A 19,224-nucleotide genomic window follows, 5' to 3' on the forward strand; every position below is an offset into this window, starting at 1 on the left:
CATTATTCATTAGCTCAAACAGATGCGGTTAACGTCACGCTCACTTTTTATCAGAAAGAACGCGAGCCGATACGATAACCCTCTCAGGTGACGAGTGGTCTCCCTACCTTGTTGAAAAGCCAGAAGTTGGTGGGGTGGTTTATGAAATCGTAAATACAGCCTTTCTACGTGAAGGACATGACGTGAAATGGCTCTTCTATCCTTGGGCAAGGGCTCTATTCCTTGCACGAAAAGGCAAAGTAAACGGCATCGCTACAGCATGGTATAGTGAAGAAAGAAACAAGGACTTCTTATTTAGCAATCCATTTTTAATAAATCGGCTTTCGTTTTTGAAAAGACGCGATAAGGATATTACTTGGAATACTTATGAAGATTTAAGCCCCTATACCATTGCCCAAGTGAACCAGGCAGTCGTATCTGAGGAGTTCGAAAAAGCAGATTATTTAAAAAAACATCAAGTTCCATCGGTAACAACAGCACTTAAACTGCTGGTTTCCGGACGCGTTGACCTTTTTGGCGATGATGAAATTAACATCATGGAAACGATGAAGAAAAACCTACCAGAAGGGTTAGAGCTGGTAGATTTTGTCGCGAAACCCATTGTTACAAACAAGCTATATTTTATGGCATCCAGAAGTCGTTCAGATCACATAGAAATGATCAAAACATTTAATGCCGGACTTGCTAAAATAATGGCCGACGGTACGTATCAAAACATTTTACATAAACATCAGATGGACCGCCTTACTGTGCTTCCATAACTAAGTTTATATTTTGATGCCGCGTTAGCGCATTAAATCATCCTGAACACAGTCTTTGTTCGTAGGTTAAAGCTCTATGATCTTATTTCCCTGTCCATACGGGAGAACGCTTTTCAACAAAAGCCAATGATCCTTCCTTCGCATCATCGCTGACAAGAAGGCGTTCGTAGTTTTCCCAGGCACCACTGCGCATATCTCGGTAACAGTCTTCGATATCGAGGGTTTGAGTTATTTGAATAACTTCTTTAACGGCTTTTACAGATAAAGGCGCAGCTTCTAAAATTTGATCCGCAAGTTCGCGGGCTGCATCTAAAAGATTTTCAGCAGGAACAACTTTATTGACGAGACCCCATTTCAACGCCTCTTCCGCTGACATCCGACGGCCAGTTAAGAGCATTTCCATAGCCAATGCCTTTGGCAGGAGTTTTGGTAAACGGAAAGAAGCTGCATCAGCAATCAAACCAACCTTAACTTCTGGAAGGAAGAACTGAGCATGATCCGCTGCAACAATGAGGTCCGCAGATAAAGCGAGCTCAAACCCGCCGCCCACTGCCATACCGTTAACGGCGGCGATTATAGGCTTGTAACAATCATGAAGTTCCGTAATTCCAGCAAACCCGCCTGGCCCGTAATCAGTGTCAGGAGCTTCCCCTTCACTACTGGCTACGAGATCCCAGCCGGCCGAGAAAAACCGCTCTCCAGCACCGGTTAAAATGGCAACACGTAGGTCCGGATTATCCCTGAATTGACAAAACACCTCTCCCAAAGCAAAACTGGTTTTGGCATCAATTGCATTAGCCTTGGGGCGATCGAGAGTTACTTCCAGAATAGCGCCACGTTGTTCGACTTTAATTACATCACTCATTATTTGTTCCTGGATTATTTCTTTCTGGATAAATGCTGCCTTACTTGACCATTCTAATCATAGCATCTGCGATTATAACGCCCCGGCCTTCAGGTAATACCATAACCGGATTTATATCTAATTCCATAAGCCGGGTATCATTTTCTTCAACAAAATGAATAAGCTTCTCAATGGTATCTGTAAGCGCAGGAATATCCCCTTTAGCCAAGCCCCTATAGCCGTCCATCATTGGGTATAGCTTTAAGCTCTTTAAGGCTGACTGAATGTCTTTTTTAGAAGATGGAAGGAGTAAGGGAGCGGAATCTTTAAGCAGTTCGACAAACACACCGCCACTTCCGACCACAACGGACAAACCAAATTGAGGATCACGGCTAACACCGATAATGATTTCGGATACCACGTCAGTAATCATTTCTTCGACGAGAACCGTATCCGTTAGAGGGCGCATACTTTGTGCGGCACTCTCTACCATATCTTTATTTTGTAAATTAAGGGATACACCACCAACTTCGGTTTTGTGCGCTAGCTCTGCGCTTACAGCCTTAACAACAACTGGATAGCCAATTTCCTCAGCTACTTTAGCGGCTTGCTCTATAGGAACAGTTTTGTTTTGCGGAACGCGCAGTCCGTATTGGCTCAAGAGAGCCTTAGCTTCGACCTCATCCAATATTTCAACATCACCAACGAGATCGTGTCGCTCATTCAAAACCGTAATGACACCACTCTCTTTGATCTCGTTCCAGCGCCTTCCAATCCATGCTGCAGAGTTGATCGCTTTCAAACCATTATCAAGGCCCTGAAGAGGCACTACATTATGTTCAATCAAATTCTTACGCGCATGTGCTGGCAAGTTTTCGGGCAAGGTTGAAATGACAACCGCCTGTCGCCGTGAAGTCTGTTGAGCTGAAATCATTGCTTGAACGGCGAAATCCCAGTCTGGGGCGTCACCCAACTGTTCTTTGGGATAATCTAGAACCAAAAGGGTTGCGTCGTATCCACCCTGCATTAACCGGGTAAAACAAGCCGTCTTCTCTGCCAGGTTTCCCCAGATGTAGGTGTGATAATCAAACGGGTTTGAGACAGTAACCTTTTCTCCCATTTGTTCTTGTAATTCGAGGGTCTGTTGCTCGGGTATCGCTCCAAACTGCAAGTCGAGCTTGCTCCCCATATCTGCGACCAGCGCAGCATCACCACCAGAACAACTAAGGGAAGAGATGTTGTTGCCTGAGAGAGGTCCTGCTACGTGCAAGAATTTTAATGTCTCAATAAGCTCAGATAATGAATGAACTCTGGCCACTCCGATGCGATTAAATAAAGCGCTGTAAAGAGTATCAGACCCCGCCAAAGTAGAGGTGTGGCTCATCGCCAACTGAGCCCCTATTTCCGAACCACCCGCTTTTAAAGCAACAACAGGAACTCCTTTGTTCCGGGCTTTCTCTACTGCTCGACAAAAAGCAGGTATGTCATCAACTCCCTCCATGTGGAGGCCAATGGCAGTGATACGGTCATCTTCACATAGGGCTTCTATGTAGTCGGGGATAGAGAGTATGGTCTGATTACCAACCGAGATCATGTAAGCAAGGGGCAAAGACCTTTCTTGCATGCTCAAACTAATACCAATATTTCCGCTTTGAGTGATGATGGCAACACCACTGTCGACTTTTTCTCCACCGTGCTGGTCCGGCCAAAGTGCGGCACCGTCAAGGTAATTCAACACGCCATAACAGTTGGGGCCAGCAACGGCGAGATCACCAGTATTTGATATCAATGCTTCATGAAACGGCGCACCATCTTTCGTTTCAGAAAATCCGGAGGCATAACAGACAGCGCCCCCTGCTCCCATTTGTGCCAATTCGCCAATAACGTCGACGGCTGGGCCTCTTGGGATTGCGACAAAAGAAGCATCAGGGACGGATGGTAAATCCTGTATGGAGGCGTAGCAAGCCAAACCCTCAACGGTGTCCCGCTTGGGATTTACGGGCCAAATATCACCTTCATAACCCGTTTTCCGGCACTGTCGGATGACTTCTGCCGCTTCTCTTCCACCGATAACGGCGATGGATTTCGGGCTTAACAGGCGCTTAATATTAGAAATTGGTGCCATATTGATTTAACTCCCGAGCGGCCGGAGCAGACCCCGAGATATAATGTGGCGTTGGATTTCGCTTGTTCCATCCCAGATACGCTCAACTCGGGCATCACGCCAGAAGCGTTCTATTGGCAATTCCGTCATAAGTCCCATACCGCCGTAAATCTGTAAGGTCTCGTCTGTTACTTTTCCCAACATTTCAGTTGCAAAGAGTTTAGCCATTGCGATGTCTTGATCAGCTGGAATACCTTGGTCGAGTTTCCAGGCAGCACCCAGGGTCAGGTATTCTGCAGCTTGGATTTCTGTCGCCATATCAGCGAGTTTGAAAGATACACCCTGGAACTTGCCGATAGACTGTCCAAACTGTTTTCTTTCCGCGGCCCATTCAACGCCCATATCGAAACATCTCTGTGCACGACCAACCGACATGGCAGCCACGGTCAAACGCGTAGCGCCGAGCCAAGTGTTCGCTTCATCAAAGCCTGTACCCTCTTCCCCCAGGATTTGAGACGAAGGAACACGGCAATTATCAAAGTTAAGGATAGAGTTGTTGTAGCCTCGGTGAGATACGCAGTTGTATCCGTCCGTTATTTCAAAACCTGGCGTATCGCGATCAACAAGGAAGCACGTTATTTTTTTCTTGGTTCCACGGGGCGTTTCTTCTTCGCCAGTTGCGATAAAAACAATGGCAAAATCTGACTCGTCCGCATGGGTAATGAAGTGTTTGGTTCCATTGAGGATCCAATCATCACCATCTTTACGTGCTGAGGCTTTCATCGATCTTACGTCTGAACCGGCATCTGGCTCGGTTAGGGCGATGCAGTCGGTCTTTTCACCACGAATGGCTGGTAACAGGTATTTTTCAACCTGATCCCCGGTGCAACCACAAAGAATATTGGATGGACGGCCAAAGATGACGCTCAAGGCTTGAGAAGCACGACCCAGTTCACGTTCCATCAGTGACATTGTCACATGATCGAGACCGCCGCCGCCAAACTCTTCGGGAATGTTAGCGGCATAAAAACCGAGACCAAGGACCTTGTCCCGAATTTCTTTGGTTATCTCAGCGGGAACATAACCAAGTTCTTCGACTTTGTTTTCGTGAGGGTAGAGTTCTTTTTCTACAAAATCACGTACGGTATCAACAACCATTTGCTGTTCTTGAGAAAGACCAAAGTCCATAACATGCTCCTATAAAACCAGAACTCTACTGGTGAACATAAGTTTGAATAAAATAATAGACGACCTTATCCAGCACTTAGATAAACGCAGGATTTTGACTTAGTCTAAAAACCAATAATTGAGACCAGAGATTTACCTTATACTTTTAATAGGTGTCTCTGGTCTCATATGTTCGACTAACCCTTGGGTGCCGGGACAGCCATTTCACGGCTGCGACGCTCTGGCTTCGGCAAAGAAGTGTGGGCATCCATAATCTTTTGCAGGATTTCCAAAACTTCTGGCTTTGCTGAACACGCTTTAGCAGCATTTGTATCAACGTGGAGAACCATCTGCTCTGCAGTTGCTAGCAGGCTGTCATCTTTTGCGTTGTACATGTTGTGGATAAAGTGCAACCGTTTGTTATCCAAACCAAGAAGTTGTGTTGTCACCTTCAAAGGCTCGTGAGCACCAATTTCCAAGATATTATTTATATGGGTCTCAACCGTATAGTAAGAATTACCATTGGCATGATACTCAGCGTCAACACCAACGTATTGGTACAGCGCATCAGAAGCATCGCCAAAGACCTGAAGGTAACGGGACTCAGTCATGTGGCCGTTATAATCCACCCACTCTGGATGAACTTTGTCTGTATGAAGCTCTAGCGGTTGTGAGAGATCATCGCTCGCAGACCAGGACGTAGAGCCAGATGTATCCGCGTATTGACGCTCTTCATCTTTTTTCAACGTGCTACCGGATGCGTAGTCATAGCTCCGCAGAGATTGCATGATGGAAACCAGACAATTATCACGTAACTTTTCAAGATCCCGAATTGAATAACCCTCGGCTTGTTCCTGAGTTCCTTCGACCATGCGGTCAATTAGTTGATCAGTAAGCTCTGGTGCTTTCAGTTTTGTCCACGGGAGCTCAAGTGCCGGACCGAATTGTTCCAGCATATGACGCATGCCCTGCTCTCCTCCAGCAAGGTGGAAGGTCAAGCAAGTCCCCATAAAGGCCCAACGTAGGCCGGGGCCATAGATAACGGCCTGATCAATTTCGTCAGTCGTTGCTACGCCATCGGCAACCATGTGAAGGGACTCACGCCACAGTGCTTCTTGAAGGCGGTCAGAGATATAGCCTTCGATTTCCTTACGAACTTTTAGGGCGTGCATGCCGATGGAAGTATAGAACTCCATGGCCTGTTCAACAAATTTGTTGTCAGTTAGCTCACCACCCAATACCTCAACCAACGGCAAAAGGTAAACAGGGTTAAAAGGGTGCCCAATGATAACACGCTCTGGATTGATACAATCAACTTGAATTCTTGATGGCAGTAGACCTGAGGAGCTAGAAGCAATAATCACTTCAGGACCGACGTGCTTACTGATTTCTGCAAGCAAATTACGCTTTAAATCTTCGCGTTCCGGGGCGTTTTCTTGAACAAAATCGGCCTGGGAAACAGCTTCAGCCAAGTTTGTCGTAAAGGTAAGCGTGCCTTTTTCCCTTCTTGGCGCGAGGCTGAGATTATTTAAGGAAACCTCTGCATTAGCAACTACTTCACGCATCCCGCGTTCTGCATCAGCAGATAGATCGGTAACGATAACATTGATACCACGGTGGAGACAGCGCGCCGCCCAACCTGCACCAATCACACCGGCGCCAACGATGGCGATCGTTTTAATTTCATACGTCATTTTCTTGAACCTTATTATAAGCTACCGCAGAACTTAAACTTGCTTATTGGCGTTGAATTTTTTACGTGCTTCTTCAGCAGTAAGCGTACGAGCACCCATACGCTCCACGATTTCTTTTGCGCGCGTAACCAGCATACCGTTGGTCGCAAGAACACCGCGTTCCATATAAAGGTTATCTTCAAGGCCCACACGTACATGTCCGCCAAAGATAACGGATTGAGCAGCCATGGCCATTTGTGCTGGACCGACACCAAATGAGCCCCAGTTTGCTCCTTCTGGAAGCATGTTACGCATGGCAAGCATTGTTTCTCCGTTTGCTTCAGCGGCGAAAGGAATGCCAAGGCAAAGCTGGAACAATGGTGGTGCATCGATCAGGCCTTCAGCCATTAGCTGCTTTGCCATCCAGATATGACCGAGCTCAAAGGCTTCAATTTCTGGCTTTACACCCATCTTCTGGATTATTGCAGTCATTTCACGCAGCATATCCGGTGTAGAAACATAGGCGTAATCACTAAAATTCAGGGATCCACAATCTAGTGTACAGATCTCTGGACGGATAAGGTCGATGTGTTTAAGGCGATCAACAGGGTTGAGCATGTCTGTGCCTGGACCACCGTTATTAGGATTGGTCGCGTCCGGTACAAATTCACCACCCATACCCGCAGTAATGTTGATGACAACATCTACACCTTTTTGATCCATTTTCTGGCGTAGCAACCCAACAGTTTCTTGATATAGATTAATATCATTGCTGGCTTGTCCGGTTTCAGGATTACGAACGTGCAAATGAGCAATTGCTGCACCAGCTAATGCCGCTTCAATAGCAGCATCCGAAATTTCTTCAGGTGTTACAGGAACGTTGGTGTGTTTGTCTTTCTTTACACCAGCGCCTGTGACTGGGCAGGTAATAATAACTTCGTTGTTCATGGCTCATACTCATTCGATAAATGGTGTCGCACCTAATTGGAGTGCATCGTTTCTTTCGAATAAGTGTAGGTCGATTCATGATATTTATTTTACATTTTGCGCAAGTTATGAAACATTTTCCCCTAAGTGATCTGTAGTAATTGAGACTTAAAAATGTATCTTTTTGGAACAGCAGCAGACAAAAAACCTCAAAAAATAGCATTCCTGTTGATTCCAGGCTTTTCAATGCTTTGCTTTTCTTCAGCTCTTGAGCCGTTACGCGCAGCAAATATGAAAGTTGGAGAAAAGTTATATGAATGGAAGCTCTATTCAATTACCGGCAAAACGGTTAAAGCCAGTAATGAGATGGAACTCAACGTTGATGCCGAACTTGGGGATGATGAAACCATTCCTACTCTGATCGTTTGCGCCAGCTATGATGTTGATAAAAGTTACACCGAAAAACTCGCTTCCATCCTAAGGAAATTGCGATCTAAAGGGACAGAGTTTGGGGGCATGGATGCAGGTAGTGAGGTCTTGGCAAAAGTTGGCCTTCTTGATGGATATAAAGCAACAGTTCATTGGGAGAATTTCGAAGGTTTCACTGAAACTTATCCCAATATTCAAACAGAACTCGATCTCTACGTTGTCGATCGTAATCGGTTTACCTGTGGTGGGGGCACCACCAGTTTGGATATGATGTTGCAACTCATAAGAGTTCAGCATGGGTTGAAATTATCTACTGATGTTGCTGATGTCTTTATTTACCAACGGTTTCGGGAGGGAAATAACCCGCAGCGCTTGGCATCGGACAATCCACAGATTAGAAAAAATAAAATACTTACCACTGCGATAGAGACGATGGAAGAGAATGTGGAAACCCCATATCTTATCCCCGAACTTGCCCAGGAGATCGGGTCTACGGTTCGGGAACTGGAAAGACTTTTTAAAAAATATCTAAAGACATCACCTGCAACCTATTACAGAAACCTTCGCCTGGATGTGGCACAAAGGTTACTTAAACAAACTGATTTTTCCATTCTGGATATTGCCATAAGGTGTGGCTTTAACTCGGCGACTTCGTTTGCAAGAAGTTACAGAGGCCGTTTTGGGCAATCGCCAAGGACCAGTCGCAGAATTATTTGAAGGTGAATATTAAAAGTGAACCAATCTCTCACTATTGATAACGAGCAAGCTACAGTTGGTGTAATAACAAAAGGTGGCTGCATAACGTCTTATCGACTCAAAACGAACGATGGATTTTTTGATGTTTTGAAGTCCTTTGGACAAAGAAATAAGGCGTCTTTCCCCCTTATTCCCTATTCTAATCGCATTAAAAATGGCTGCTTTGTTTTTGAGGGGAAAAAGTATCAACTCCCTCTGAATTTTGGTGATCATCCTCACTCTATTCACGGTGTTGGGTGGCAAGAGGAGTGGTCAGTCAAAAATCACGAAGAAGACAGTATCACATTGGAACTGACACACGATGGTACAGTCTGGCCCTTCCCTTTTAAGGCGACACAAACCGTAAAATTATCAGGTGCAGATTTATATAATGAAATTCAACTGACAAATCTGTCTACAACGTCAATGCCGGCTGGGTTGGGTATGCATCCCTATTTTCCGCGTCACGGAACCGCAATACTTACGGCTGACGTGGGCGAAGTATGGAAAACTGACGATACTTGCCTTCCGTTAGAAAAGATCTCCTGCCCACCAAATTGGAATTTAACTTCTGGCGCCATGGTGGATGAACTTCATTGTGATAACCAATTCGATCCTTGGACTGGAACAGCCCTTATTAATTGGCCTGATAAAAGTGCCTCCGTTACTCTTACTTCAAGCGAAGATTTGAATCGCCTTGTTGTCTACGCTCCACGTGATGAAGAGTTCTTCTGTATCGAGCCGACGTCACATATCACAGATGCATTCAACTTTGCCTTTCAAGGAAGACCACAACAAGAAACAGGTATTCGTATTCTAGAGCCTGAAGAAACCTGGACAGTGTGGATGGAATTATTACCAAAACATCATTTATAGTGCCCAGATTTCGTACTATTTGAAGTATATAAAAATTAACATACAGATTACGTGCATCTTTTGACCTAAATCAAAGGCAAACCTCGTTAACTAGCAGAAGATAAGGCCTATTAGGACTTATTATGTTGTAACGAAGGGAGATGCTTCGTGCCAAACCAGAAGGCATGGGCGATAGAAAGTACCAATATTGGTAATATAGCCAATAATACTCTGGCATTACGCCAAAGTAGGCTAACTTCATTTGTCTTAAATCTCTCTTTTGTAACCGTTTTAATTCTCAGTTATTTCATTTTCCTCTCAACCCAGGCCTATTCCGCAAATGGTGCCTTTGAAAAGTACATTACGAAAGTAACAGCAACTGAGCTTTATAACGGTGCGACGGATTTACGGATTGTAAAGGGCGCGCCCTCTTACGCTGAAATACATAAAGAGGGCGATCTTGTTGGTTATGCCTATCTCAATACTGACTTCGTCAATGCGACTGGCTATTCAGGAAAACCTATTCACGTCATTGTAGGTATTGATCCCAACGGCATAATTACTGGCACAAAACTGGTTAAACACAGTGAGCCTATTGTCTTAGTTGGTATTCCAGAAAAAGAAATCACTAATTTCATGTCGGGTTATACCGGTATCAACACGATTGAGCATAGCGGACAAGACAGGGATGCTGGCGAAGTTGATATGATAAGCGGAGCCACTGTCACCATTATGGTGATAGAGGATTCCATCCTCCGGTCTGCCATTAAGTTCGCCAGATATATCGGTTTAGCTGTCTTGAGTAATGAAGTTGCAGCCCAACCGACTGAAATTCGCTCTGTTGATACCACTTACAATAATGTTGATGATTGGCAGACCCTACTTGGGAATGGTGCTGTCAGGCACCGGGTCATTACTGTTCAAGAAATCAATGATGCCTTTTTACAATCAGGTAATGAAAAGGCAGCGGCCCGCCCTGAAAAAGGCAAGTCAGAAGACATTTACATCGATCTTTATTTGGCCCCTGTTTCAGTACCTTCAATCGGACATAGTCTATTAGGCGAGGCTGAGTACCAAAACCTTTTGAATGACTTAGAGCCTGGGCAAGAAGCCATCATGGTATTTGCCAATGGACGATATTCTTTTAAGGGTTCCGGGTATGTACGGGGGGGGATATTCGATCGGTTTCACCTGATACAGGGTGAAAACAGTGTTCGTTTCAGAGACAACCTTCACAAACGTATCGGAGATATTGGCGCAGAGGGGGCTCCTTACTTCAAAGAAATCGGCCTGTTTCGGATCCCGGCTGATATTGATTTTAATCCTGCTGACAACTTTAGAATAGAACTGCTCGCCAATCGGCCAATTGGGGCGATCAAAAAAATATTTCTCGCATTTGACGTCAATTATGACCTCCCAAAATCCTACGTCAAAATCGAGAAAATCGCTCCTAAACCATCAGTAACAAAACTGATAACACAAAGTGTCTCTGAGATAGATGAAGCCGATAATGCCGCCAGGGTAGCCCTTTGGAAACGGATGTGGGATCTGAAGAAGGTAGAAATAGTTATACTTTCGATCGCCCTTGCCGTTCTCACTGTGATTTTCTTCTTCCAGGAATGGTTGGTACTAAGGCCCCGTCTCTTAATCTGGACAAGAAATCTATTCCTAGGGTTTACGCTGGTATTTGTTGGCTTTTATGCCCAGGCCCAACTTTCAGTCGTTAACGTCCTGACATTTTTTAATGCTCTACTGACTGACTTCAGTTGGAATTATTTCCTGATGGAGCCAATGATATTCCTGTTGTGGTTATCAGTAGCTGGCGCACTTATCTTCTGGGGACGTGGTGCTTATTGCGGATGGCTTTGCCCATTTGGCGCATTACAAGAATTACTCAGCCAAATTGCCAAGAAGTTTAAGGTTCCACAAGTTGAACTACCATGGGGTCTGCATGAAAGGCTATGGCCTGTTAAATATATCCTCTTTCTCGGATTGTTTGGGTTATCCCTCTACTCTCTTCAAGATGCTGAGCACTGGGCAGAGATAGAACCCTTTAAAACCTCTATAATTCTCAAGTTCGCAAGAGAATGGCCTTGGGTGCTTTATGCAGTTACCTTGTTATCCCTTGGCCTTTTCATCGAACGTTTTTATTGCAGATACATCTGCCCGCTCGGTGCTGCTTTGGCAATCCCCGGTCGTATACGGATGTTTGAATGGCTAAAACGTCACCCAAATGATTGCGGGAATCCCTGTAACACCTGCGCCAAGGAATGCATGGTTCAGGCAATCCATCCTACAGGTGAAATTAACCCCAATGAGTGCCTGTATTGCTTGCATTGCCAAGTCGTATATCACGACGATCACCGCTGCCCACCCATGGTGCAAAAACGCAAAAGAAAAGAGCGTTTAAACGATCTGCGAAATAAGAGTTCAGCCATTAACAATCCGGGCTGCCCCGCAGCTAAAGTACCCGATTTTATTGGCGATGATATTAACAATCCCATCCCAACTGCCAAAGGCAAAAACGCCAAGAGCAAAAAAGATGGAACTGCTTTGGGTATAGAGACACCCAAAGCAGCCAAACCGTCACCTTAAGGTGATAGCACACCGTTCCTGTTTAATGGTGAGACAAGAGACAGGCCCGGTACTTAAAGAGGAGCATAGAAATGTCTAAAGATAAAGGATTGTCCCGGCGTGACTTACTTGGCGGATCTGCAAAATTGGCAACAATTGCCAGTGTGGGTGCCGCATCAAGTATGGCTGGTTTGGGAAGTGTTTCATCAGCACACGCAGCTGGTGCCGGGAACCCAGCGGCCGTAGAACCAGGTCAACTGGATGAATACTATGGCTTTTGGTCTTCTGGACAGGCTGGCGAATTACGTATACTTGGTCTGCCCTCCATGCGTGAACTTATGCGTGTTCCAGTATTTAACAGATGTTCTGCAACAGGTTGGGGCCAAACAAACGAAAGTAAGAAAATTCTTACTGAAAACTTGTTGCCACAAACCAAAAAGTTGGCTCTTCTCCGCTTTGTTGAGTAGATTTAGGATTTCAAATAGAGCATAGATTGATTATCTGGAATGGATGATTGTCTAATTTTGAGTTTGAAGTATTCGGTATCCTTGATGCCTCTGGCTCGCTTACGGATCATTCCTATACTGACATTACCAGCCTCTATCCTGGCGCTTGTGAGCTTGTGTTTGGCGTAGTTGCAGATGCCCACACAATGTTTCCGTAGGGATTTCGCGAACTTTTTTAGATAGAGCATCTGTGACTGATCTGCTATCAGGCACCAACGTTCCAGTTGCTCCGCCATCGCCTCAAATGAAGCGGCACTCCACAGCAGCTGAAGCTGTTCTTTCAAGACGTAAAGTGCATTCAGGTTGCTATTGCTCTCCAGCAACCTTTGCAGCTTGTCACTTTGTTTTTCACTCAACTTATCCGCATTTTTGAGCAACAGATAATGCGTCCCTTTCATCAACTCTTTACCACTTGGATCGGCCTTTCTGAACTCAAGTCGACGCTGATTATGGATAGCTTTGCTGTAGTTTTTCATGACGTGGAAACGGTCAAATACTATGTCGGCCAACGGCAAGGACTCTCTGACAGCCTTTTGGTAGGCAGGCCCCATATCCATCGCTACGGCCTTTATTTTGCAGGCTGTATCTGGTTGCAGTTGTTTCAAAAACCTTGAAAAAACCTCGGCAGTTCGGCCTGCTTCAACCCAGATCAGATGACCGCCAACCATATCGTAGACCACCGTCATGTAGTCATGACCTTTCGCCCGGGCAACTTCATCTACACCAATATATTCCAAGCCAGTTAGCTCTGCAGGATCAAGCGTAGGGAGAGTTTCAATAAGGTATGCCCTGTCGATATTCTTGACCGTTTCCCATCGTATATCCAAATGTCTGGAAACCGCTTGAATAGACATATGCCGACATAATCCACTGATCAGTCGGCAAAATCGGTGAGTGAAACGGCACCCTTTATCAACAAAATCACACCCCTCAATGCGGCGTTCGCCCTTGTTAATATAAACCTGCGCCAGCTCAATCTCGACCACACAAGGATACCCAAAAAGGGGGATGTCGTTTACTTGTCGGCGGACATGCTGGTTGATGCTTCCCTTCTGGCCTGTAGCAGGGTCTATAGCCCTCCTACGCGCGTCTCGGCTGCAGTGAATGACAATCTTAACACCGCCGTCATCCAGTTTAATTTCATTTACACGTTGCCCTTTGAGGCCTAAAATATGCTGCGAGATGTTGATTGTCATATACCTGCTCTATGTAAAGTTATCAGAAACCATACATATCAACAGGTTACTTGGCGGTCGGCATCTTTTTCTACTCAACAAAGCGGAGAAGAGCCATCATTTTTACAAATTAGAAAGATACGTTTTAAAGTATCTATATAATTAGGAAAAGATATGTCACTCGTAACTTATTCTATTGCTGATCTGGAAAAGTTAGCGCAATCCGCTTTGATTGCTTCAGGCGCATCAGATAGTTCTGCGCAATCTGTGTCACGTGCAGTGGTTCGGGCAGAGAGTGAAGGTAATAAAATTTGTGGTGTGCTCTATATCCCCCTGCTTTGTGAACAATTAAAGTTTGGCAAAATAGATGGGCAGGCACAGGCAAAAATTGAAACCTCGGCACCGGGTTCCATAATTATAGATGCAGCTGATGGCTTAGCCCATCCGGCCATTGAACTGGGTTCACCCTATTTAGTTGAGGCTGCAAAAAATCTCGGCATTGCAGCGATGACAGTAAAAAATTCCACCAACTGTCTGGCACTTTCTCATTTTGTATTACCACTGGCTCATGAAGGCCTAATTGGGTTGGGTTTTGCCAATTGCCCAGCAGTCATGGCTCCACCAGGCGGGAAAACACCAATACTGGGTACAAATCCAATCGCTATGGCAATCCCTGGCGAAGAAGCTCCTATGATCGTAATTGATCAAAGCACCAGTGCTGTTGCCATGACAGAGCTTATTATCCGCCGTGATAGAGGGGAAACCATTCCCGAAGGTTGGGCTCTGGATTTAGAAGGGAAGCCAACAACTGATCCTGAGAAAGGATTGGCGGGAAGTATGACCCCAAGCGGGGGTCACAAGGGTTTCGGTATTGCCCTAATTGTAGAGGTCTTGGCCGCTGCCCTTTCCGGTGCCCAACTCAGTTCAGAAGCCAGTCCCTTTTTTGGAGATCAGGGAGGACCTTCTCGAACCGGGCAAAGTATAATTGCGATTGATCCAGGTAAATTTAACCCAGGGTTTGCAGAAAGCATTAAACACCTTTGCACTTCAATAGAAGATCAAGAAGGGGCACGTATACCAGGTAAGAAAAGACAACAGCAATTATCTGATACAAAAAAGAGCGGCCTCTTGGTTGAGACGTCATTAATAAAACAATTACAGGAACTTACTGCTTAATATTAAGTGTAATTTATATCGTTTATTAAAGCTTTATACTCAAAAGTCATCAATTTTATCTGTGTGAACTCACAACAAAAACAAAATAAATAGAATAATTATACAATTTGTATCGCATTATTACTTACATGATTGAATTGTATGATTGTTGATATTCATACTTTCACACATGATTTTTCTAACCGTTAACCTAAGCTAAGGTTGGTATGTACCATGAATATTTTTAGTATATTAAAAATAAAATAAACAGATATGCTTAGGCTTAAAATGTATAGGTCATCAATAAAATAACTTTAAAATTTCATATACAGCAGGAAAATTCGAACAACAATACAACATTTGACAGCTACAAGCTGTACTTGTCAGGAGTGCGTCATGGACATGAAGAACACCCCCTCTGGTTCAGGCCAATTGTTTGGCCGCCATCGCCGAAAAATCGCCCCCTTCGAAATTCCAGAACATCCAGGCCCAAATGCCAGTCATGCAGAGCTTGAAGCTTGGGCACGGTCCAAAGCTGCAAACTTTAACCAACATGTAATTGGCTACGGCGCCTTAGCAGAAGGTGAATGGAAAGCCGCAAAAATTCCAGAACCTGACCTCGGCACGATGCGTCGTTACAGACTTGAGCGCATCCGGGAACAGCTACGAGCAAGGGATCTTGCGGGAATATACCTTTATGATCCCCTGAATGTGCGCTATGCGACTGATGCCAGTAATATGCAACTTTGGACCCTACACAACCCGGTTCGAGCTTGTTTTGTCGCTACAGATGGCCCTGTTATTCTCTATGATTTTCATAATTGTGAACATCTTTCTGACCACTCAGAAGTCGTAGATGAAGTGCATGCTGGTATTGCCTGGTTCTATTTTGAGGCAGGTAACCGCGTTGAAGAACAGGCTGCCAAATGGGCCAAGATAACGGCCGATCTGGTACATCAGCACGGCGGAGGAAACAAACGTCTGGCCTTTGATCAGGTTGATTCCCATGGCATTCCCCACCTCAACCGTGAAGGCATAGAGGTCATCTATGGCGAAGATGTCATGGAAGAGGCCCGAAAGATTAAATCTCCGGATGAAATCCTCTGCATGCGTCGTGCCGTTGTTGCCTGTGAAGCCGCAATGAGTGAAATGGAAAAAGCTCTTCGACCTGGTATGAGCGAAAACGACCTTTGGTCTATCTTACACGCTGAGAATATTCGCCGTGGGGGAGAATGGATTGAAACCCGTCTACTGGCATCGGGGCCTAGGACAAATCCCTGGTTCCAGGAATCTTCAGCCCGGGTCATTGAAGCTGGGGATCTCGTTGCTTTTGACACCGATCTCATTGGCTCTTATGGATTTTGTTGCGACATTTCGAGAACATGGCTTGCCGGAGATGGGAAACCGAGTAATGAGCAGCGGGCACTTTATCAAATGGCTCTAGAGCAAATTGATCACAACCGTGAAATGTTAGCACCAGGTGTGAGTTTTAAAGAACTCTCCCACCAGGGCAAAAGCCTACCGGAAGAATATTTACCGAATAGGTATTCTGTTCTATTCCATGGCGTGGGCCTTTGCGATGAGTATCCTGCCGTGCGTTATCCTTCAGATTGGGAATCTGTTGGGTATGAAGGTGAACTAGAGCCTGGCATGGTCGTTTGTGTGGAAAGCTACGTGGGTCGTCACGGTGGACACGAAGGTGTTAAATTGGAAGACCAGATCCTGATCACCGATACAGGATATGAACAGCTTTCTAGTTATCCACTGGATGAGCGCTTGATGGGAAAGATCTAACTCTTTTCTCGTAGATTTAGAAAAGTACTTATAAAAAAAGTGGCCGGGAATTTTTTATAATTCGCGGCCACTATTTTTATTAGAAACTATGTGTAACGGATTTATCCAAGCATTCTTTCTGCTTTTGGATCAAACAGAGTTTCTGTAAACATCCTGGCCTTTAACATAACGCCCAGAACTTCGATTTCGACTTCGACACCATCCAGTGCAATTTCGGTCGGAAGAAAACCATTCGCCACTGATTTTTGTGTATAGTGGGCATAACCACCAGATGTAACAAAACCAACGACTTTACCCTCGTGCCAGATTGGCTCGTCGCCCCAAACATCAGCATCAATGGCGTCAACAACGAAGGTACAGAGCTTGCGTGATGCTCCCTCTTCTTTTTCCTTAAGCGCTGCTGCCTTACCAATAAAGTCTGCGGCTTTGTTATAGGAAGTAAAGCGGTCCATACCAGTTTCAACGGGCATATAATCCGGCCGGAATTCTCTGGCCCACGACCCGAAGGACTTTTCAAGACGCAATGACATCATCGCCCGCATACCAAACGGTTTAAGCCCAAGGTCCTTACCTGCTTCAGCTAGGATATTATAAAGCGCAACCTGTTCTTCAGCCCGTACGTAAATCTCATAACCGAGATCCCCGGTATAAGAAACTCTTTGAATAAAAGCACGACAGGTTCCAATATCCGTTTTCTTAATATCTAGGAACTTGAAATTTTCAGCTGAGACATCTTCGAAAGCGACACGACTAAGAAGTTCCCGAGCCTTTGGACCTGCAATTTGGAAACCGATACGTTTGGTTGAAATATTTTCTATTTCAACAGAACCACCTGATGGCAGGTTTGTTTCGAACCAGCGTAGGTGCGCCGCCTGCATCCCGAAAGAGGCCGTAACCATAAATTCCTGCTCAGAGAGACAGGAAACGGTGAAGTCACCAATTAACTTGCCTTTGTGACTGAGCATTGGGTTTAGCGCGAGGCGACCAGGTTTTGGTATACTACCCGCCATGATCACGTCCAACCAAGCGCGGGCGCCTGAACCTGTTACCAGGTACTTACCAAAGTTATGAACTTCATTGATGCCAACGGCTTCGCGTACCGCACGGCACTCTGCACCCACAGCGTCAAAGGCGTTACTACGACGGAAACTGGGCGTTTCCTCCAAGGGTTCACCTTCAGGGGCAAAGTAATTTACCGCTTCCATACCGTATGCAGCGCCGAAGACAGCGCGTTGATCTTTCCACACGCCATAAGCTGGTGTGGTTTGATGAGGCCGCGCAACGGGAAGTTCTTCGTTTGGATAGGAGACTGAAAAGCGACGTTGATAGTTTTCACGTACCTTTGCACGGGTATAGCCCGGTGTAATCCAGTCACCAAATCGTGCTACATCCATGGCAAATACGTCGCGAGAAGGTTCACCCTCGATCATCCACTCAGCCAAGGTTAGGCCAACGCCTCCCCCTTGGGAGAAACCAGCCATAACCCCACAGGCAGACCAGTAATTGCGTAAACCAGGTACAGGGCCAACGAGCGGGTTCCCATCTGGGGCAAAAGTAAACGGCCCATTGATAACGGTCTTAACACCAACCTTTTCCAATACTGGAAAACGTTTAAAAGCAAACTCGAGAGAGTCACCAATACGGTCTAGATTGTTGTTGAGGAGTTCGTGGCCAAAATCCATTGGCGTTCCGCGTTCAGCCCAAGCATCACAGGACTGCTCGTAAAAACCAATGCAGAGCCCGCGACCTTCCTGACGAAGATAACTTTCACCCTCTGGGTCCATCACGTGTGGTAGTTCACGATCGAGTTCGTAAACCTCTGGTGCATCTTCTGTTACAAGATACTGGTGCTCCATAGGGTGGAGCGGCATATAAACACCAGCCATTTCGCCAACTTCACGCGCCCATAGACCACCTGCGTTAACCACATGCTCGGCGATAACGGTGCCTTCCTTAGTCACGATTTCCCACGAACCATCCGCCTGGGGATTAAGTTCAAGCACAGGGTTGCGAAGGATAATCTCAGCACCGGCCATCTTAGCTGCTTTGGCATAAGCGTGTGTGGTTCCCGATGGATCCAGGTGGCCATCCAGAGGATCATAAAGCGCGCCGAGAACACCTTCTACATTTGTGATCGGAGAGAGCTTCTTGATTTCTTCAGGGGTAACGATTTCTGTATCAAGGCCCATGTAACGGTGCTTGGCACGTTCAGCCTTGAGGAAATCCATACGCTCTGGCGTAGATGCAAGCGTCACCCCCCCGACATGGTGGAGACCACAGGACATGCCCGTGATCTCTTCGAGTTCCTTATAGAGGCGAATGGTATAGCCTTGTAAAGCCGCCATATTAGTGTCGGCATTCAAAGTATGAAAGCCACCGGCAGCATGCCAGGTCGAGCCGGAAGTCAGCTCTGAACGCTCAATCAACATCACATCATTCCAACCAAGTTTGGTCAGGTGATAGAGAACTGAGCAACCAACAACGCCGCCACCAATAACGGCTACACGAGTATGTGATTTCATATG

15 protein-coding genes are annotated in these 19,224 nt (G+C 45.7%); 8 read left to right on the forward strand and 7 right to left on the reverse strand.

Annotated features, from left to right (window positions below):
* Nucleotides 1-74: 74 nt before the first annotated feature.
* Nucleotides 75-761, forward strand: coding sequence for a substrate-binding periplasmic protein (locus ACOGW3_RS18565; RefSeq protein ID WP_419905956.1), 687 nt, complete (start codon nt 75-77; stop codon nt 759-761).
* A gap of 82 nt (nt 762-843) precedes the next feature.
* On the opposite strand, the gene ACOGW3_RS18570 is transcribed toward ACOGW3_RS18565, so the two are convergent.
* The 5 genes from ACOGW3_RS18570 to ACOGW3_RS18590 form a co-directional block, all read right to left on the reverse strand.
* Nucleotides 844-1,626, reverse strand: coding sequence for a carnitinyl-CoA dehydratase (locus ACOGW3_RS18570; protein ID WP_419904326.1), 783 nt, complete (start codon nt 1,624-1,626; stop codon nt 844-846).
* A 40-nt stretch (nt 1,627-1,666) separates the two neighbouring features.
* The gene (locus tag ACOGW3_RS18575) at nt 1,667-3,730 is read right to left on the reverse strand and encodes an acetate--CoA ligase family protein (protein WP_419904327.1); all 2,064 of its coding nucleotides are present in this window, start codon (nt 3,728-3,730) and stop codon (nt 1,667-1,669) included.
* Between the two features lie 6 nt (nt 3,731-3,736).
* Entirely contained in the window at nt 3,737-4,897 is a 1,161-nt protein-coding gene (locus ACOGW3_RS18580) for an acyl-CoA dehydrogenase family protein (protein ID WP_419904328.1), read from the reverse strand.
* 176 nt (nt 4,898-5,073) lie between these two features.
* On the reverse strand, nt 5,074-6,570 hold the full coding sequence (locus ACOGW3_RS18585) for an L-carnitine dehydrogenase (RefSeq protein ID WP_419904329.1): 1,497 nt from the start codon (nt 6,568-6,570) through the stop codon (nt 5,074-5,076).
* A gap of 33 nt (nt 6,571-6,603) precedes the next feature.
* A complete protein-coding gene (locus tag ACOGW3_RS18590; protein WP_419904330.1) occupies nt 6,604-7,497 on the reverse strand; it encodes a 3-keto-5-aminohexanoate cleavage protein in 894 nt (297 codons plus the stop codon).
* A gap of 153 nt (nt 7,498-7,650) precedes the next feature.
* On the opposite strand from ACOGW3_RS18590, the gene ACOGW3_RS18595 reads away from it, so the two are divergent.
* The 4 genes from ACOGW3_RS18595 to ACOGW3_RS18610 all read left to right on the forward strand — a co-directional run bounded on the left by ACOGW3_RS18595 (nt 7,651) and on the right by ACOGW3_RS18610 (nt 12,536).
* A complete protein-coding gene (locus ACOGW3_RS18595; protein ID WP_419904331.1) occupies nt 7,651-8,622 on the forward strand; it encodes a GlxA family transcriptional regulator in 972 nt (323 codons plus the stop codon).
* A gap of 15 nt (nt 8,623-8,637) precedes the next feature.
* A complete protein-coding gene (locus ACOGW3_RS18600) occupies nt 8,638-9,516 on the forward strand; it encodes an aldose 1-epimerase (protein ID WP_419904332.1) in 879 nt (292 codons plus the stop codon).
* Between the two features lie 147 nt (nt 9,517-9,663).
* Complete coding sequence (locus ACOGW3_RS18605) at nt 9,664-12,090, forward strand: 4Fe-4S binding protein (protein WP_419904333.1); 2,427 nt, start codon at nt 9,664-9,666, stop codon at nt 12,088-12,090.
* Nucleotides 12,091-12,161: 71 nt separating this feature from the next.
* Nucleotides 12,162-12,536, forward strand: coding sequence for a hypothetical protein (locus ACOGW3_RS18610; RefSeq protein WP_419904334.1), 375 nt, complete (start codon nt 12,162-12,164; stop codon nt 12,534-12,536).
* 2 nt (nt 12,537-12,538) lie between these two features.
* Here ACOGW3_RS18610 and ACOGW3_RS18615 read toward each other — a convergent pair whose 3' ends face one another.
* On the reverse strand, nt 12,539-13,771 hold the full coding sequence (locus ACOGW3_RS18615; RefSeq protein ID WP_419901077.1) for an ISL3 family transposase: 1,233 nt from the start codon (nt 13,769-13,771) through the stop codon (nt 12,539-12,541).
* On the opposite strand from ACOGW3_RS18615, the gene ACOGW3_RS18620 reads away from it, so the two are divergent.
* The 3 genes from ACOGW3_RS18620 to ACOGW3_RS18630 all read left to right on the forward strand — a co-directional run bounded on the left by ACOGW3_RS18620 (nt 13,758) and on the right by ACOGW3_RS18630 (nt 16,699).
* Nucleotides 13,758-13,916 (forward strand): hypothetical protein, encoded by a 159-nt coding sequence (locus tag ACOGW3_RS18620; protein WP_419904335.1) that lies wholly within the window; start codon nt 13,758-13,760, stop codon nt 13,914-13,916. The two genes, ACOGW3_RS18615 and ACOGW3_RS18620, sit on opposite strands and share 14 nt — an antisense overlap.
* An 8-nt stretch (nt 13,917-13,924) precedes the next feature.
* Entirely contained in the window at nt 13,925-14,926 is a 1,002-nt protein-coding gene (locus ACOGW3_RS18625) for an Ldh family oxidoreductase (protein ID WP_419904336.1), read from the forward strand.
* A gap of 375 nt (nt 14,927-15,301) precedes the next feature.
* Nucleotides 15,302-16,699, forward strand: a complete 1,398-nt coding sequence (locus tag ACOGW3_RS18630; RefSeq protein ID WP_419904337.1) for a M24 family metallopeptidase — start codon at nt 15,302-15,304, stop codon at nt 16,697-16,699.
* Nucleotides 16,700-16,800: 101 nt separating this feature from the next.
* Here ACOGW3_RS18630 and ACOGW3_RS18635 read toward each other — a convergent pair whose 3' ends face one another.
* On the reverse strand, nt 16,801-19,221 hold the full coding sequence (locus ACOGW3_RS18635; protein ID WP_419904338.1) for a GcvT family protein: 2,421 nt from the start codon (nt 19,219-19,221) through the stop codon (nt 16,801-16,803).
* Between the last annotated feature and the right edge of the window lie 3 nt (nt 19,222-19,224).

This window comes from Kiloniella sp. (genome assembly GCF_965205715.1).
Taxonomy (GTDB): domain Bacteria; phylum Pseudomonadota; class Alphaproteobacteria; order Kiloniellales; family Kiloniellaceae; genus Kiloniella.

What these genes read in the sequence shown, in the direction of transcription:
- ACOGW3_RS18570 (WP_419904326.1), bottom strand. Translation starts at nt 1,626, where the DNA reads ATGAGTGATGTAATTAAAGTCGAACAACGTGGCGCTATTCTGGAAGTA.
- ACOGW3_RS18575 (WP_419904327.1), bottom strand. Translation starts at nt 3,730, where the DNA reads ATGGCACCAATTTCTAATATTAAGCGCCTGTTAAGCCCGAAATCCATC.
- ACOGW3_RS18580 (WP_419904328.1), bottom strand. Translation starts at nt 4,897, where the DNA reads ATGGACTTTGGTCTTTCTCAAGAACAGCAAATGGTTGTTGATACCGTA.
- ACOGW3_RS18585 (WP_419904329.1), bottom strand. Translation starts at nt 6,570, where the DNA reads ATGACGTATGAAATTAAAACGATCGCCATCGTTGGCGCCGGTGTGATT.
- ACOGW3_RS18590 (WP_419904330.1), bottom strand. Translation starts at nt 7,497, where the DNA reads ATGAACAACGAAGTTATTATTACCTGCCCAGTCACAGGCGCTGGTGTA.
- ACOGW3_RS18595 (WP_419904331.1), top strand. Translation starts at nt 7,651, where the DNA reads ATGTATCTTTTTGGAACAGCAGCAGACAAAAAACCTCAAAAAATAGCA.
- ACOGW3_RS18610 (WP_419904334.1), top strand. Translation starts at nt 12,162, where the DNA reads ATGTCTAAAGATAAAGGATTGTCCCGGCGTGACTTACTTGGCGGATCT.
- ACOGW3_RS18620 (WP_419904335.1), top strand. Translation starts at nt 13,758, where the DNA reads ATGTTGATTGTCATATACCTGCTCTATGTAAAGTTATCAGAAACCATA.
- ACOGW3_RS18615 (WP_419901077.1), bottom strand. Translation starts at nt 13,771, where the DNA reads ATGACAATCAACATCTCGCAGCATATTTTAGGCCTCAAAGGGCAACGT.
- ACOGW3_RS18625 (WP_419904336.1), top strand. Translation starts at nt 13,925, where the DNA reads ATGTCACTCGTAACTTATTCTATTGCTGATCTGGAAAAGTTAGCGCAA.
- ACOGW3_RS18630 (WP_419904337.1), top strand. Translation starts at nt 15,302, where the DNA reads ATGGACATGAAGAACACCCCCTCTGGTTCAGGCCAATTGTTTGGCCGC.
- ACOGW3_RS18635 (WP_419904338.1), bottom strand. Translation starts at nt 19,221, where the DNA reads ATGAAATCACATACTCGTGTAGCCGTTATTGGTGGCGGCGTTGTTGGT.